The sequence below is a fragment of the Streptosporangium sp. OZ121 genome, assembly GCF_051918885.1.
GTDB lineage: Bacteria > Actinomycetota > Actinomycetes > Streptosporangiales > Streptosporangiaceae > Streptosporangium.
Map to the genome: position 1 here is coordinate 80,749 of NZ_JBPXMC010000021.1, position 15,518 is coordinate 96,266.

At 68.9% G+C, this 15,518-nt stretch carries 11 protein-coding genes and 1 riboswitch; of the genes, 3 read left to right on the forward strand and 8 right to left on the reverse strand.

Annotated features, from left to right (window positions below; all coding sequences use genetic code 11):
- The first annotated feature begins 234 nt into the window (after nucleotides 1-234).
- Nucleotides 235-1,320 (forward strand): DNA integrity scanning diadenylate cyclase DisA, encoded by a 1,086-nt coding sequence (gene disA, locus ACTOQ1_RS30125; RefSeq protein WP_389917837.1) that lies wholly within the window; start codon nucleotides 235-237, stop codon nucleotides 1,318-1,320.
- Nucleotides 1,321-1,351: 31 nt separating this feature from the next.
- On the opposite strand, the gene ACTOQ1_RS30130 is transcribed toward disA, so the two are convergent.
- Nucleotides 1,352-2,023, reverse strand: coding sequence for a hypothetical protein (locus ACTOQ1_RS30130; RefSeq protein ID WP_440071343.1), 672 nt, complete (start codon nucleotides 2,021-2,023; stop codon nucleotides 1,352-1,354).
- 98 nt (nucleotides 2,024-2,121) lie between these two features.
- Between ACTOQ1_RS30130 and ACTOQ1_RS30135 the strand changes: the two genes are divergently transcribed.
- The gene (locus tag ACTOQ1_RS30135) at nucleotides 2,122-3,042 is read left to right on the forward strand and encodes an A/G-specific adenine glycosylase (protein WP_440071344.1); all 921 of its coding nucleotides are present in this window, start codon (nucleotides 2,122-2,124) and stop codon (nucleotides 3,040-3,042) included.
- A 132-nt stretch (nucleotides 3,043-3,174) separates the two neighbouring features.
- Here ACTOQ1_RS30135 and ACTOQ1_RS30140 read toward each other — a convergent pair whose 3' ends face one another.
- The 5 genes from ACTOQ1_RS30140 to ACTOQ1_RS30160 form a co-directional block, all read right to left on the reverse strand.
- Entirely contained in the window at nucleotides 3,175-4,125 is a 951-nt protein-coding gene (locus ACTOQ1_RS30140; RefSeq protein WP_362695265.1) for a TIM barrel protein, read from the reverse strand.
- 354 nt (nucleotides 4,126-4,479) lie between these two features.
- Nucleotides 4,480-6,987 (reverse strand): ATP-dependent Clp protease ATP-binding subunit, encoded by a 2,508-nt coding sequence (locus ACTOQ1_RS30145; protein WP_344744009.1) that lies wholly within the window; start codon nucleotides 6,985-6,987, stop codon nucleotides 4,480-4,482.
- 279 nt (nucleotides 6,988-7,266) lie between these two features.
- Nucleotides 7,267-7,599, reverse strand: coding sequence for a histone-like nucleoid-structuring protein Lsr2 (locus ACTOQ1_RS30150; RefSeq protein ID WP_012895497.1), 333 nt, complete (start codon nucleotides 7,597-7,599; stop codon nucleotides 7,267-7,269).
- A gap of 1,288 nt (nucleotides 7,600-8,887) precedes the next feature.
- Nucleotides 8,888-9,997: an RDD family protein gene (locus tag ACTOQ1_RS30155; RefSeq protein ID WP_440071345.1), complete on the reverse strand. Its 1,110-nt coding sequence runs from the start codon at nucleotides 9,995-9,997 to the stop codon at nucleotides 8,888-8,890.
- Nucleotides 9,998-10,225: 228 nt separating this feature from the next.
- Nucleotides 10,226-10,897 carry an amino-acid N-acetyltransferase gene (locus tag ACTOQ1_RS30160; RefSeq protein ID WP_440071346.1) on the reverse strand — a complete coding sequence of 224 codons (672 nt, stop codon included), beginning with the start codon at nucleotides 10,895-10,897 and terminating at the stop codon, nucleotides 10,226-10,228.
- 336 nt (nucleotides 10,898-11,233) lie between these two features.
- A riboswitch (cyclic di-AMP (ydaO/yuaA leader) is annotated at nucleotides 11,234-11,378 on the forward strand.
- Between the two features lie 5 nt (nucleotides 11,379-11,383).
- Here ACTOQ1_RS30160 and ACTOQ1_RS30165 point away from each other — a divergent pair.
- Complete coding sequence (locus ACTOQ1_RS30165) at nucleotides 11,384-12,433, forward strand: NlpC/P60 family protein (protein WP_440071347.1); 1,050 nt, start codon at nucleotides 11,384-11,386, stop codon at nucleotides 12,431-12,433.
- A gap of 132 nt (nucleotides 12,434-12,565) precedes the next feature.
- Here the strand turns inward: ACTOQ1_RS30165 and ACTOQ1_RS30170 are convergent, their stop codons facing one another.
- Together ACTOQ1_RS30170 and lysX are read right to left on the reverse strand one after the other, a co-directional pair.
- Entirely contained in the window at nucleotides 12,566-12,766 is a 201-nt protein-coding gene (locus ACTOQ1_RS30170; protein WP_030905642.1) for a LuxR C-terminal-related transcriptional regulator, read from the reverse strand.
- Between the two features lie 1,161 nt (nucleotides 12,767-13,927).
- On the reverse strand, nucleotides 13,928-15,385 hold the full coding sequence (gene lysX, locus ACTOQ1_RS30175; RefSeq protein WP_440071407.1) for a bifunctional lysylphosphatidylglycerol synthetase/lysine--tRNA ligase LysX: 1,458 nt from the start codon (nucleotides 15,383-15,385) through the stop codon (nucleotides 13,928-13,930).
- Nucleotides 15,386-15,518 lie beyond the last annotated feature (133 nt).

Here is a 15,518-nt window from a genome sequence, read left to right on the forward strand (position 1 = left end):
CGCGCCCCGCCCCCGTGGCCGTCACAGGCGCCGTACGGCGCATGGGCCGCAGACCCGCACCGGCCCCGCCGGCACGCCTCACGGGCACCGCGCGGGCCACCGGAGCCGCGGCCTGCGGCCCCGCGGCGGCGCGGCGCGTCACGGGAGCCGCACGGCGCGTGGCATCCGCCGATTCCGGGCCGCGCGGAGCCTTCGCCGGTAAGCTGACCGTTATACGCAGACCACGGGGGTCATGTGGCAGCAACCTACAAAGGACTCGACGAACGCCGCAGAGCCGTCCTGGCCGCGGTCGCACCGGGCACCGCTCTGCGCGACGGGCTGGAGCGCATTCTCCGCGGGCACACGGGTGGCCTGATCGTGCTGGGATACGACGGCACGGTCGAGGAGATATGCAGCGGCGGCTTCGAGCTGGACGTCGAATTCTCCGCGACGCGGCTGCGAGAGCTGGCCAAGATGGACGGCGCCATCGTCCTCAACTCCGGCGACCTGCGGATCGTGCGGGCGGCCGTGCACCTGATGCCCGATCCGTCCATCCCCACCGACGAGTCCGGCACCCGGCACCGCACCGCCCAGCGCGTGGCCCTGCAGACGTCGCTGCCGGTCATCTCCCTCAGCAAGTCCATGCGCATCATCGCCCTCTACCTCGACGGCATCCGCTACGTGGTGGAGGAGTCGGCGGTCATCCTGTCCAAGTCCAACCAGGCCCTGGCCACGCTGGAGCGCTACAAGCTCCGCCTGGACGAGGTCTCCGGCACGCTCTCGGCGCTGGAGATCGAGGATCTGGTGACGGTACGTGACATCGCGGTGGTCGCCCAGCGGCTGGAGATGGTCAGGCGCATCTCCGAGGAGATCGCCGGTTACGTGGTCGAGCTCGGCACCGACGGCCGGCTGCTCTCCCTGCAGCTGGACGAGCTCGTGGCCGGCACGGAGAGCGACCGCGAGCTGATCGTGCGCGACTACCTGCCCGTGGCGGGCCGCCGACCGCGCAAGTTCGCCGAGGCGCTGCACGAGCTCGACCAGCTCTCCTCCGCCGAGCTGCTCGATCTCTCGGTCGTCGCCCAGATCCTCGGCCACTCGGGCAACGACGCCCTGGAGACCCCGGTGAGTCCCCGGGGTTACCGCCTGCTGGCCAAGGTCCCGCGCCTGCCGAACACGGTGGTCGACCGCCTCGTCGACCAGTTCGCCAGCCTGCAGAAGCTCCTGGCGGCCAGCATCGGCGAGCTCCAGGAGGTGGGCGGGGTGGGTGAGGCCAGGGCCCGCCACATCCGCGAGGGCCTGTCCCGGCTGGCGGAGTCGTCCATCCTGGAACGCTACGTCTGAGGTCCCCGCTCCGGCGGGGACCCTCGGGCGGCTAGCGGAGGTGGAAGACGGCCTTGCGGCTCCTCAGGCCCGGGGCGTGGACCACCGCGACGTAGGTGCCGGGCAGGGCGGCCGCGCGGTCGGCGGCGCAGTCGTCACCGGAGCGGCGACGGTCCCACACCAGCTCCTTGACGTACGGGATGCCACGTTCGAGCTCGCGGACCCTGGTGGCCTCCCCGCTGACGCAGTCGGAGGACGACCACACGCGGTCGTCGCCGGAGGTGATGCGCACCTCCATGGCGCGCGGCCCGACGTCGGCGGTGCACATCACCTTGCCGACGTTGACGAGGGTGAGGACGAACCGGGGCCGGATGCCCGCCGGGTAGACCGTCCCCTGGCCCTCCATGCTCAGCACGAGCTGCGGGGAGACGCAGGCCTCGCCGGGCCGCCTGGGCCTGGCGGACGCCTTGGCCGCCCCCGACGAGGGCGTCGGGCTCGCGGACGGCGTGGGGATGACCGTCACGGTCGGCAGGACGGCCAGCAGCGGGTCGGGTGTCTCCTGCCGGGCGGCCGAGTTCCGCTCCCTGACGTCGTCCGGCCCGCTCGTCGACGAGCAGGCCCACGCCACGACGGCGACCACCACGAGCACACCGACGAGCGCGGCCATCCGGCGCCGCCAGTAGATGTCGACTCCGATGTCGCTACGGAACGTGTCGGGATCCATACGCTCAGTATGGTTAGTCCTCGCGGGCCACAGCGGGCGACCCGCCGCTTCCGGCCTGTTTCGGCCGCCGGGCGCGGGGCGGGGACGGGTGAAGGCAGGTGAAGACGGGCCAAGGGTGCCCGAGGCCGCACTATCGTCGAAAGGTGCCCGAGTCGAACCGCTTACTCGAACCCGTCCTCGACTGGTACGCCGGCAACGCCCGCGACCTTCCCTGGCGGACGCCCGGCGCCTCCCCCTGGTCGATCCTGGTCAGCGAGATCATGCTGCAGCAGACGCCGGTGGTCAGGGTGCTGCCCGTCTGGACCGAGTGGATGGAACGCTGGCCCACGCCCGCCTCGCTCGCCCGCGAGTCCCCCGGCGAGGCCGTACGCCACTGGGGCCGCCTCGGCTACCCCCGACGGGCACTGAACCTGCACGCGTGCGCCCGCGCGATCACCGACCGGCACGGCGGCGAGGTCCCCACCGACCACGACGCGCTGCTGGCGCTTCCCGGCGTCGGCGAGTACACCGCCGCCGCGGTCGCCAGCTTCGCCTTCCAGGGCCGTCACGCGGTCCTCGACACCAACGTGCGGCGGGTCCTGGCGCGGGCCGTCGGCGGCCAGGAGTATCCGCCGAAGGCCACCACGCCCGCCGAGCGCCGGCTCGCCGCCTCGCTGCTCCCCGACGCCGACCGCGCCCCCGTCTGGGCGGTCGCCGTCATGGAGCTGGGCGCCCTGGTCTGCACCGCCCGCGCCGCCCGCTGCGCCGACTGCCCGATCAGCGACCTGTGCGCCTGGCGCCTGGCGGGCAAACCGGCCTACGACGGTCCGGCGCGCAAGGGCCAGACGTACGCGGGCACGGACCGCCAGTGCCGCGGCCGCCTCCTCGCGGTGCTGCGCCAGGCCCACGGCGCCGTACCCAAGGAGGCTCTCGACGTGGTCTGGGACGACGCCCCGCAGCGCGAGCGCGCCCTCGACGGCCTGGTGGCGGACGGCCTGGCGGAGGTCCTCGACGACGGCGCCTACCGCCTTCCGGGCTGAACGGTCCGGCGGCGGACGGCCTGACCGAGATCCCCGACGACGGCGCCTACCGCCACCCGGGCCGAGACGGCGCGGCCCCTCTCCCGGCCGGACCCGGCGAGTCTCCTGACCGGGCCCGGCGAGCGCGGGAGGTCAGGCGGCGAGGCGCAGGCCGAGGGCGGTGAGGCTGGTGCGAGCCCAGTCGAGCTCCTCGGCGATCATGTTGACCAGGGCGCCGGGGCCCCTGGTCCTCAGGGGCACGGCCAGATCGTGGGTCTCCACCTCGATGTGCGCGGTGCCGTTCACCGCGCCGGAGAGCATCGCGGTGAGGGTGTCCTCCAGCACCGGACGGGTGCTGGGCAGCTCCTGACAGGCGGCGGCCATGTGGTTGTGCACGTGGCCGAGCTTCACCACCGGGGCTCCGGTGTCGGCCAGGCCCCGCAGGGCCGCTCCGGGCTCCTCAGAGCCGCCCGCGAGGTAACAGGCGTCCAGGCAGATCCCCAGATGCTCGGAGTCGATGCCTCCCACCCGGTCGAGGGCCTGCTTGGTGGTCTCCAGCACGCATCCGGGCCACGGCTCGAAGCCGACCCTGATCGTCTTGCCGGTGACGCTGTGCAGCCCGCGCAGCTCGCGGGCGAGGCGCTCCAGCCGCCGCGAGGCGATCGAGTGCAGGTCGGCCGGCCAGTCGCGGCGCCAGCCGATGGGGATGGTGGAGATGCTCCCGAAACGGACGTCCTGCGGGAGCAGGAAGGCCAGGATCTTGGCCAGGGCCATCGTGTAGCGGTAACGCTCGGGCTTGGCCCAGTCGGGGCCGGGGACCTCCTGGTTCCTGCCGCCGGTGCCGTTGAGGCTGACGACCTCAAGGCCGCGCTCCTCGAGGGAGCGGCGCAGGCGCACCAGCTCGATCCTGTCGGCGGTGAGATGGTCGGCGACGCTCGGGGAGAGCCAGAGGCCTACCCCCATGCGCTCCACCCCGAGGCGCTTGCGCACCGGCACCGCGTACCGCGTCAGGTGCGCGATGAGGTTCTCCAGATCCTCGGCGGGGTGCACACCCGCGTTGTAGGCCAGGTGAACGAGCGTCCCGTCCTCGTGCCGTAAACGCATGCGTGCCTCCAAGGCGTGCTTTCCGTGTAAGCGTCCCGGTGGCCCCGCGCCGGTCGTCGACGCCTGCCGGGAACTCGACCCGGTGGTCCGAAGCATCCCGCGCGGGCACCGACCTCCGCGTCACTCCCGGAGCTGATTTCTCGGTACGTCGCTGGGCTGACCTCGATACCGCTCCCAACGCAGTCCGTACAACGTTGAGATCATCTGGGTGGGATCGACCGAACTCGCTCTACAGAGTGTAGTACTACCTGTCGTGGCGAGATACCGTCTTCGGTAACAAATAAGCAGACCCCGCCGTGAGTCTCCTCACTGCGGGGTCTGCTCCCTGCTTGATCAGGCCATGCCCGGCCGGTCCTAGTTCTGGATCGGCTCCGCGATGGCGGCGGCCGAGTCGGGAACCTGGTCGACCGGCGCGTTCTCACCGATGAAGGTGAACTTCGCGTTCTCGCCCTCGCCCTCGATGCCGATCTTCACGATCTGGCCGGGACGGAGCTCGCCGTACAGGATCTTCTCGGACAGGGTGTCCTCCAGCTCGCGCTGGATCGTACGGCGGAGCGGGCGGGCGCCCATCACCGGGTCGTAGCCACGGTCGGCCAGCAGCTGCTTGGCCTCCTGCGTGAGCTCCATCCCCATGTCGCGATCCTTCAGACGCAGGCCCACCTGGGCCAGCATCAGGTCGACGATGCGGATGATCTCCTTCGGCGTGAGCTGGTGGAAGACCACGATGTCGTCGACACGGTTGAGGAACTCCGGCCGGAAGTGCTGCTTGAGCTCCTCCTGGACCTTGGACTTCATCCGGTCGTAGTTGGACTCGGCGTCGTTGTTCTTCGCGAAGCCGACGCCCTGACCCTTGGAGATGTCGCGGGTGCCGAGGTTCGTCGTCATGATGATGACGGTGTTCTTGAAGTCGACCACCCGGCCCTGGGCGTCGGTCAGGCGGCCGTCTTCCAGGATCTGCAGCAGCGAGTTGAAGATGTCGGGGTGGGCCTTCTCGATCTCGTCGAACAGGACGACCGAGAACGGCTTGCGCCGCACCTTCTCCGTCAGCTGCCCGCCCTCCTCGTACCCGACGTAGCCGGGAGGCGAGCCGAACAGGCGGGAGACGGTGTGCTTCTCCATGAACTCCGACATGTCCAGCATGATCAGCGCGTCCTCGTCCCCGAACAGGAACTCGGCCAGCGCCTTGGACAGCTCGGTCTTACCGACACCGGACGGGCCGGCGAAGATGAACGAGCCACCCGGACGGCGCGGGTCCTTCAGACCGGCGCGCGTACGGCGGATCGAGCGGGACAGACCCTTGATGGCGTCGTCCTGACCGATGATCCGCTTGTGCAGCTCGTCCTCCATGCGGAGCAGTCGCTGGGACTCCTCCTCGGTGAGCTTGAAGACCGGGATGCCGGTGGCGGTCGCCAGGACCTCGGCGATGAGCTCCTCGGTGACCTCGGCGACGACGTCCATGTCGCCGGCCTTCCACTCCTTCTCGCGGCGCTCGCGCTTGAGCTGGAGCTGCTTCTCCTGATCACGCAGCGCGGCGGCCTTCTCGAAGTCCTGCGCGTCTATCGCGGACTCCTTGTCGCGCCGCACGTTGGCGATCTTCTCGTCGTACTCGCGGAGGTCCGGCGGCGCGGTCATGCGGCGGATGCGCATGCGCGAGCCGGCCTCGTCGATGAGGTCGATCGCCTTGTCGGGCAGGAACCGGTCGCTGATGTAGCGGTCGGCCAGCTGGGCCGCGGCCACCAGGGCGCCGTCCGTGATGGAGACGCGGTGGTGTGCCTCGTAACGGTCGCGCAGGCCCTTGAGGATCTCGATCGTGTGGCTGAGGCTGGGCTCGGCCACCTGGATCGGCTGGAAGCGCCGCTCGAGCGCCGCGTCCTTCTCCAGGTGCTTGCGGTACTCGTCGAGGGTGGTGGCTCCGATGGTCTGCAGCTCGCCTCGGGCCAGCATCGGCTTCAGGATGCTGGCGGCGTCGATCGCGCCCTCTGCGGCACCCGCGCCGACGAGCGTGTGGAGCTCGTCGATGAACAGGATGATGTCGCCTCGGGTGCGGATCTCCTTGAGGACCTTCTTCAGCCGCTCCTCGAAGTCACCGCGGTAGCGGGAACCCGCCACCAGGGCGCCCAGGTCGAGGGTGTAGAGCTGCTTGTCCTTGAGCGTCTCCGGCACCTCGCCCTTGACGATCTTCTGGGACAGGCCCTCCACGACGGCGGTCTTGCCGACGCCGGGCTCGCCCACCAGGACCGGGTTGTTCTTGGTCCGGCGGGACAGGACCTGCATGACCCGCTCGATTTCCTTCTCCCGGCCGATGACCGGGTCGAGCTTGCCCTCGCGGGCGGCCTGGGTCAGGTTGCGACCGAACTGGTCCAGCACAAGGGAGGTCGACGGCGCGGCCTCGGTCGGACCGCCCGCGGCGGCCGGCTCCTTGCCCTGGTAGCCGTGGAGCAACTGGATGACCTGCTGCCGGACCCGGTTGAGGTCGGCCCCCAGCTTCACCAGCACCTGGGCGGCGACGCCCTCGCCCTCACGGATGAGGCCGAGCAGGATGTGCTCGGTGCCGATGTAGTTGTGTCCTAGTTGCAGGGCTTCGCGGAGCGACAGCTCAAGGACCTTCTTGGCACGCGGGGTGAACGGAATGTGCCCCGACGGCGCAGACTGACCCTGGCCGATGATCTCCTCGACCTGCTGACGCACACCTTCAAGACTGATGCCGAGGCTCTCCAGAGCCTTGGCGGCAACGCCTTCACCTTCATGGATCAAGCCAAGAAGAATGTGCTCCGTACCGATGTAGTTGTGGTTGAGCATCCGGGCCTCTTCTTGGGCCAGGACGACAACCCGCCGTGCGCGGTCGGTGAACCTCTCGAACATCTCGTCGCTCCTCACAGAGCGGTCAGGCAGGTCCGGGATATCCGAGCCCTGTCATCCCGCATGGTAGCCCCGACCCGGCGACCGCTCTATGCAGAAGACGTTCCCCGAGAGCAGGGCGTTCACCCTCCATCCAACTACTTACGAGGGGTGGGATGTTCCCGCTACGCCGCAAGCGAACGACGTTTGTCTGTCGGCGAAACGCATCATGCGGTCATGGCCGCCACCGGACCCCACCGTGACCGCCATAACCGCATGATTCACTCGATCCGCTGAACCGATCTAGTGAGCCGCTTCGTACTGCTCGACGATCTTGGAGGCGATTCGACCGCGCTCGCTGACATTGAGGCCGTGAGACTTCGCCCACGCCCGGATGTCGGCGCTCTTCTCTCGCGTAAGCGCCCGCGCTCCGCCTGCACGGCGGCGACGGGGAGCCAGGGCGCCGGACCGACGGGCGCTCTGCACGAAAGGCGACAGGGAGTCACGGAGCTTCTTCGCGTTAACGTCACTGAGGTCAATCTCATAGCTGGTGCCGTCAATCGCGAAGGCGACAGTCTCATTGGCCTCGCCCCCATCGAGGTCGTCGATGAGAATCTCCTGGATCTGCTTGGCCATCTACACAATCCTTTCGCGGGTATTGTTTCATTCGCAAGCTAAACATATACCCGCGATCGAAGAGCGGCAATTCCAGGAGCCCGGCGATTCTCACAGGCTACCGAGACTCGCAGTCGAGCCTCCCGTGGATCAGCTCTTCTGCGACTCCGGGCCGGGTCGTTTTGCCGGACGCCGACCGGCGGCTTCACTCCGAAGTAGCTTGACGACTCCGAAGATGAAGGCCCCGCCGACGATCGCCGGGGGTATCAACGCGGACAATACGTCGTACATTCGTCCTCGCTCCGCACCGTGGTGGCTTTCTGGGGACCATGGAAATGTGGCGACGACTCCCGGGCCGTGCAGGCACGCCCGATCGGTCTGGAACCGCCCACAGATGACCATAGCGCCACTGGCCGGCGACACGCGTCAGCAGGGGCGACCATGTCCGTCTCTCTCCAGCCTAATGCTTCTCTCCAGCCGCCTTACCGGTTGCGGTCGTAAAGCCGTGAGGAAAAACCGACAGGGCGATCAGGTGATCATCACCGTCTCCGTAATACCAATGCCCGCCGGGTTCCCGGCCGCCGCGCCGTCGACCTCCTCGCGCCGAAACCCCTGCTGAGAGGGCCGGCCCGCCGGGACGAACGGCACCGTGCCATGGAGCCGGAGATCACCTCGAGCGGGTTCATCACGGGAATGCCCGCCGTCGGCGGAACACCAGGACGGAGAGCCGCTCGCTTCATCACCCCGGTGTGAGCCGATGTGACGCAAGCGTATGGAACAAGACGGATCTTCAACACTTTCTCGCCAAGAGTACGACCCGCTCTGGCACGGAGTACATAGTCGTAGACCGTATAACCACCAAACACGATGGACCCTCGGACAACCCCGCCAACACCACGCGTCCCTGATCCGGATCCGTAAGAAGGCCTTCACCGGCTGTCCCGAACGCGCCGCGGAAGGCGAAGAAGAGAATCCGGCACGGGATCGCCGAGGATGCCGGAGGCACGACGGGTCGACCATTCGGTGAGTAGTGCGCGAACCCCCGACGGCGGCGGGTCCGGCATTGACGCCTCATAGGAGACCTACGGGCGCCGGTGAGCCCGTTGTGGGCACCGTACGCGAATATTCCGACGAGCGGGGCGAGACTCGGCCATAAGTTCCCCCGCCTTGCTCAGGGCGCGGCAAATGGTTTTGCTCTTCCGTGACCCGGACCCCGAGACCCATACGGGGTCCCTAAGGCCCCTCGTTTTCTCGCCTGTACGTGAAAACGGGGCCGGCGGTTCAACCGCCGGCCCCGTTATTCGGAGAACTACTTGATCTTGACGACGACCGTCCCCGCCACCTTGTCGTGCAGGGTCTGCTTCAACGGCTTGTCCCACAGCTGCCACAGGATGTTCACGAGGTAGAAGATGTAGGCGACGTAGCCCAGCACCGGGATCCCGGACAGGCCGTAGGGCCCCCAGAGCACGCCGGCGCGCTTGAGCGCCGCGTTGGAGCTGAGCCCACCGGGCGGCAGGGCGCCGCCGACCGGCACGACCTTGATGCCCATGACCATCTTGCCGACCGTCTGCCCGCCCCGGCTGAGCATGAAGAACTCGTAGGCCACGTACAGGGCGCCGGCGATCAGCGCGCTGAGGAAGGCCGCCAGGGCATAGCCGGTCCCCCCCGAGGTGACACCCGTCTCCAGGTTGAAGGCGAAGGGCGTCACGACGATGGAGTTGATCAACCAGGTGATGATGAAGAACGGGATCGCCAGGATGACCCCGTCGACGATCCTCGCCACCAGGCGCTGCCACCACTCGGCGAGCGGGGCCGGGGCCCCGGGAGGACCGCCGTACGGCTGGCCGTAGCCCTGCTGCCCGTACGCGGGCTGCTGGTGGCCGTAGCCCTGCTGCCCGTAGTCGGGCTGCTGCCCGTAACCGGGCTGCTGGCCGTACTGCTGCTGCCCGTAGTCGGGCTGCTGGCCGTAACCGGGCTGGGGCTGCTGCTGGCCGTAGCCGGGCTGCTGCCCGTACGCGCCGGTCCCGCCCTGCTGGCCGTACTGCTGCTGCCCGTAGTCGGGCTGCTGGCCGTAACCGGGCTGGGGCTGCTGCTGGCCGTAGCCGGGCTGCTGCCCGTACGCGCCGGTCCCGCCCTGCTGGCCGTACCCCTGCTGCTGGCCGTAGCCCTGCTGCTCGTGGGAGGACTGCTGGCCGTACGCGGGCTGCTGCCCGTACGCGCCGGTCCCGCCCTGCTGGCCGTACCCCTGCTGCTGGCCGTAGCCCTGCTGCCCGTAGTCGGGCTGCTGACCATAACCCTGCTGCTGGCCGTAGCCGGGCTGCTGGCCGTACCCCTGCTGCCCGTAGCCCTGCTGACCGTATCCGGGCTGGCTCTGCCCTGGGCCGGTGTTCGGCTGTGAGGCCTCCGACCGATACCCCACGACTGTCACGTCGGGGTCGAGTTCGCCAGGGGCTCGACCCGCGTTGTGCTGTCCGTAATCCGGCTGCCCCGACGGTGTGCGATCGCGGTCGGGATCATCCTGTGGATACGGCGGCTGTCCGGTGCTCACCGCGTCACCTCACTTAGACTGCGCATGTGGCAAATGTCAGACGCACATGCATGCTGCTGCACAAGGTATCGACATAGGTATCAACAGTCACCTTTCCGATCAGTCAGCTCCAAAGTCACCAGAGTCGGGCTCACGTGTCAGGTGCAGCAGCATCCGGGTGTTTCCCAAGGTGTTGGGCTTGACGTGTTCCAGATCGAGGAACTCCGCCACACCCTCGTCATAGGAGGCGAGAAGTTCGGCGTAGACCTCCGGGGCGACGGGCGTGCCCTGGATTTCCCGGAATCCGTGCCGGCCGAAGAAGTCGACCTCGAAGGTCAGGCAGAAGACCCGGCGCAGGCCCAGCTCGGCGGCCGTGCGAATGAGCGCGGAGACGATCCGGTGGCCGATTCCCATCCCCCTGCGGGCCGGATCGACGGCGACGGTGCGGATCTCGGCCAGATCCTCCCAGAGGACATGGAGTGCCCCGCAGCCGATCACCTCCCCTTCCCCGTCGGTGGCGACCCAGAACTCCTGGACGTCCTCGTACAGGGTGACGGTGGCCTTCTCCAGCAGGCGCGGGCCGACACCGCCGTAGGTGTCGACGAGCCGCCTGATGGCCCGCACGTCCGGGGTGCGGGCGCGGCGGACCGTGACTTCGGGGACTTCGGGGACCTCGGGGCCCGCCCCCGGGCCGGGCGAACCCCGCTCCGCCCCCGCGGATTCGGCGCGCCGCTCCCCGTCGCCGGAGGCGCGAATGGCCGGCACGGGAGAATGCTCAGCAAGCTGCTCCATGACCGTTCAGCGTACGTCCTCACGGGTCTTCAATTACGGCTCATCCTTAACTCGCAGCTCACAGACCGCACATGACCCTTGGCGATCGCATTACCACTCTCGGTGTGCGGCACCTCTCGTGTGCCACAACTCACCTTTGGCACGGTCCCGGACCTGGGAAGACCTCGGCCACACCCGTCGCACGGGAAGCAAAGGCAGCGTAATGGCCATGTTGATCATTTTGAGGTGTGATCTTTTCGTGACACCTCAGTTGCGAAACCTCTACTGAATTCGCAGTTCTGGTTGAGCAGGAACCACAGGTGCACTAATCTCCGTGCTCGATGTCAGAGACGTAAAAAGCCTGACCCGCCGAATCCCTCACAGGGGAACCGGGGACCCACCACGTCCCCCGGGGTGAATCCGAGTGCCACCGGCGCACCCGGTAGGGCTGCCTCCGGCCCGAACCCGTCAGCTAACCCGGTAGGCGGCCGAGAGAGGAGCCCGTTGGTGAAGCGCACGCGCGACCGCGGAGGAAAGCACGCGGGCCACGAGACCCGCTGCCGAGAACGCGCGCCGCGAGGGCTGCGCCGTCGCATGGCGGTCGTCGGCCTGGCATTCGCCACCCTGACCCTCGGCACCCCGCTGGTGGCGGCCGCCGCGGACCCCGAGCCCAGCCTCCAGCAGCTGGCCAAGCAGGCCGAGAAGCTGCACGAGGAGATCGGCATCCTCGCGGAGCGCTACAACGGCGAGCGGGTCAAGCTCAAGCAGGCCCAGCGGGCCGCCGAGAGCGCCAAGAAGACCCTCGCGTCGAGCGAGTCCGAGCTGGCGGCCCGTCGCACCAAGGCCACCCTCCTGGCACAGAGCACCTACATGTCGGGCGGCCTGAACTCCGGGCTCGCCTTCACCCAGGCCACCGACCCCGACACCTTCCTCGACCAGGCCACCACCAACTACGCGCTCCAGCAGCAGCAGAGCGAGGAGGTCGCCCAGGTGAGCCGGGCGATCGAGGCCGCCGAGCGGGCCCAGGCCAGCGCCAAGGCCAGGACGGCGGAGGTCAAGAAGATCCTGGCGGAGATCGACGGCAACCGGACCAAGATCGAGCGGTTGGTCGACCGGGTCGAGAGCGACCTGTTCAGCGAGGTGCGCACCAGGGCCGTCAGCAACAGGGGCGCCCGGGTGAAGACGAACGTGCCCATCGTCGGCAGCGGCAAGGCCGCGGAGGCCACCCGCTGGGCGCTCACCCAGCAGCTGAAGCCGTACGTCTGGGGCGCCGAGGGGCCCAACTCCTTCGACTGCTCCGGACTGGTCATGTGGGCCTACCAGAAGGTCGGCATCAGCCTGCCGCACTACACCGGCGACCAGTGGACCGCGGGCACCCACGTCTCCAGGAAAGAGCTGCGCCCCGGCGACCTGGTCTTCTTCTACAGCGACCTGCACCACGTCGGGATCTACATCGGCGCGGGCCTGATGGTCCACGCCCCCCGGACGGGTGACGTCGTCCACATCACCACGATCGACAACCGGCCCTTCGTCGGAGGCGTCCGCATCGCCGCCTGAACCGGCGTCGACGACCGGGGCCGCCGCACGGCCACCGGGTCCCGGGCGTGCCCCGGATCCCGTGCAGGGGTCCGCGGGCGTGTCCGGCCCGCACGCGTGTCCGGCCCGACCTGCCGGACACGCGGCGGTGCGTCAGATCAGGCGGCGGCGGGCCGCCCAGGCCACGGCCTCGATCGCCGTGGCGACGCCGATGCGGTCGCAGATGCCCCTGAGCCTGCGCCTGACCGTCCGGCCGCTGATGTCGAGGCGACGCCCCACCCGATCGACCGTGACACCCTTGGCGAGCTCGGCCAGCAGCACGAGGTCGTCGTCGCTGAGACCGATATCGCTCATGCCCAGGGGGCTGTCGCCATGGCGTGAATCCACTTCTGGATATGCCATCAAGAGTCACTCCCCCCACTCTGGAAACCGGGTGCGAGACGCCGGAAATGAATACCGTCCGCCAGGAACGGTAAACGCCTTGTTCAAAGGTCGTCAAGTTCCACTCTTCATAGCGTGCGTCCAGTATTGACATAGCAGGCGCTACGTGAAGTACTCATGATATGTCAGTGCCTTTGCGGCTATGTCACGATCGAGCCCAGGCACGAGCCGGCAGGCATCCCTGGCTGCGGCGACCGAGGTCCTGGCAGAACAAGATTTCGCCGGAACCGCCGCCCCGCCGGGCACCTCGAAGCCGTCCGCTCGGGGATCCGGCCCGTCCGCATTTCTCGGAAAAAATTGATCTCTTCCCGACGAGCATGTCCTCACCACCTTGACGGCACACCACGGATAACGCGGAAATATGAGGGTCAAGAGCGGAGCTTTGCGGCATTCGCGAAGTGCCACGTGGCGACGACGGAACATCCGGGCGATATTGGACCTACTGGAAATGGATTTCTGCACCATACGGAAATGCGTCCGATATTGCGCGGGACCATGGACCCCACGGCCGTTTCCACCGGCCGGGTTCGCCCGGGGACCTCGGCCGCCTCCGCGGGGAACCACCCTGATCCGTGAAGGTCCGTGAGGGTCCGTGAGGATCTATGCGGGCGCTTCGCCCCGGCGCCTCGGGGCGCTCGCGCGGGGAACGGGCCGGAGACGATCGGGGAACCGCTCCGCCGCGCCCCGGCCGCGCGGCTCCTGCTCCGGCTCGCGTCCACCGGCGCGTGACGGCCCGGGACGCCGGTCGGCGGAGGGGACGGTGACGGCGCCGCCCGGCGCGGCCGACCAGGATCTCAGGCCCTTTCCGAGCCCGGCGTCCCACGCGATCCCGGCCGGACCCCGCCCCTGTCCCGAGCGGTGGCCGGGGCCGCCGTCCGGCCTCGTCCCCGGCGCGCGCACGGCCGGGAACCCGCCGCGCACGGCCGGGAACCCGCCGTCGCCGCCCGGGAATCCTCCGCCGCCGCTCGCCGTCGTCAGGAGGCGACGCCGCCCCTCGTGGCGGTGGCACCGGGCCGCGCCGCCCGGCCCGGTGCACCGTACGGGGAGAACGTCCTCACCCGCCGCCCGCCGGGTTCAGCCGGTCGGCTTGACCAGCGGGAACAGGATGGTCTCGCGGATGTTCTTGCCGGTGAAGGCCATGACGAGGCGGTCGATGCCGAGCCCCATGCCGCCGGTGGGCGGCATCGCATATTCCAGGGCCGTGAGGAAGTCCTCGTCAAGCTGCATGGCCTCGACGTCGCCGCCCGCGGCGAGCAGGGACTGCTCGGTGAGGCGGCGGCGCTGCTCGACCGGGTCGACCAGCTCCGAGTAGCCGGTGCCCAGCTCGGTGCCGAAGCCGATCAGGTCCCACTTCTCGGTGAGGAGCGGGTCGTCCCGGTGGGTGCGGGCCAGCGGGGAGGTCTCCAGCGGGTAGTCCATGACGAACGTGGGCTGGACGAGCGTGTGCTCGACGAGGGCCTCGAAGATCTCCTGGACGAGCTTGCCCTGACCCCACTTGGCGTCCCAGTGGATCTCCCGCGCGTCCGCGAGCTTGCGGACGCGCTCCAGGGGCGTCTCGGTGGTGACCTCCTCGCCCAGCGCCTCGGAGACCGACCCGTACAGGGTGATCCGCGGCCACTTCGCCAGACCGAGGTCGATCTCCTGGCCCTGGTGGACGACCACGGAGTGGCCGAGGGCGGCCAGCACGGCCCTCTGGATCATCCGCTGGGTCAGGTCGGCGATGTCGTTGTAGTCGAGATACGTGCCGTACGCCTCCAGCATCGTGAACTCGGGGTTGTGGGTGGAGTCCGCGCCCTCGTTGCGGAAGTTGCGGTTGATCTCGAAGACCTTCTCCAGGCCGCCGACCACCAGCCGCTTGAGGTAGAGCTCGATCGCGATGCGGAGGTAGAGCTCCATGTCGTACGCGTTGATGTGGGTCTTGAAGGGCCTGGCCGTGGCCCCGCCGTGGATCGGCTGGAGCATCGGCGTCTCGACCTCCAGGTAGCCCTCCTCGTGCCAGAAGTCGCGGACGGCCCGGACCACGGCGCTGCGGGTGCGGGCCATCTTCCTGGCCTCGTCGTTGACGATGAGGTCGACGTAGCGCTGGCGGACCCGCGCCTCGGGGTCGGTGAGCCCGGCGTGCTTCTCCGGCAGCGGGCGCAGGCACTTCGACGTGATCGCCCAGCGGTCGGCGAGGATGGACAGCTCGCCCCTGCGGGAGGTGATGACCTCGCCCTCGATGCCCACGTGGTCGCCGAGGTCGACGTCGCGCTTCCACGCGGCCAGGGACTCCTCGCCCACCCTGTCCAGGGAGACCATGACCTGGAGGTCGCCTGAGCCGTCGCGGAGGGTGGCGAAGCAGAGCTTGCCGCCGGTCCTGGACAGCATCACCCGGCCGGTGACGCCCACTTTGTCGCCCGTCGCGGTGTCAGCGGAGAGATCAGCGTATTTCTGGCGGATCTCGGCGTTGGTCGCGGTGCGCGGGAAGTTCACCGGGTAGGGGTCGACGTTCTCGGAACGGAGGCGGTCGAGCTTCTCCCGGCGCACGCGCATCTGCTCGGGCAGATCCTCGGCGGGATTCGTCACGTCATCGGTCACAGTTCCAAAGGGTACCGATGTGGCGAACCTCGTGAGTTCGCCGGTCGTGCGGCGCGGAAGCCCGTCCTGCGGCGCGGAAGCCCGTCGC

Coding starts and splice junctions, on each gene's coding strand:
- ACTOQ1_RS30160 (WP_440071346.1), bottom strand. CDS start 10,897: ATGGAGCAGCTTGCTGAGCATTCTCCCGTGCCGGCCATTCGCGCCTCC.
- ACTOQ1_RS30150 (WP_012895497.1), bottom strand. CDS start 7,599: ATGGCCAAGCAGATCCAGGAGATTCTCATCGACGACCTCGATGGGGGC.
- lysX (WP_440071407.1), bottom strand. CDS start 15,385: ATGCGCGTGCGCCGGGAGAAGCTCGACCGCCTCCGTTCCGAGAACGTC.
- ACTOQ1_RS30140 (WP_362695265.1), bottom strand. CDS start 4,125: ATGCGTTTACGGCACGAGGACGGGACGCTCGTTCACCTGGCCTACAAC.
- ACTOQ1_RS30130 (WP_440071343.1), bottom strand. CDS start 2,023: ATGGATCCCGACACGTTCCGTAGCGACATCGGAGTCGACATCTACTGG.
- ACTOQ1_RS30145 (WP_344744009.1), bottom strand. CDS start 6,987: ATGTTCGAGAGGTTCACCGACCGCGCACGGCGGGTTGTCGTCCTGGCC.
- ACTOQ1_RS30170 (WP_030905642.1), bottom strand. CDS start 12,766: ATGAGCGATATCGGTCTCAGCGACGACGACCTCGTGCTGCTGGCCGAG.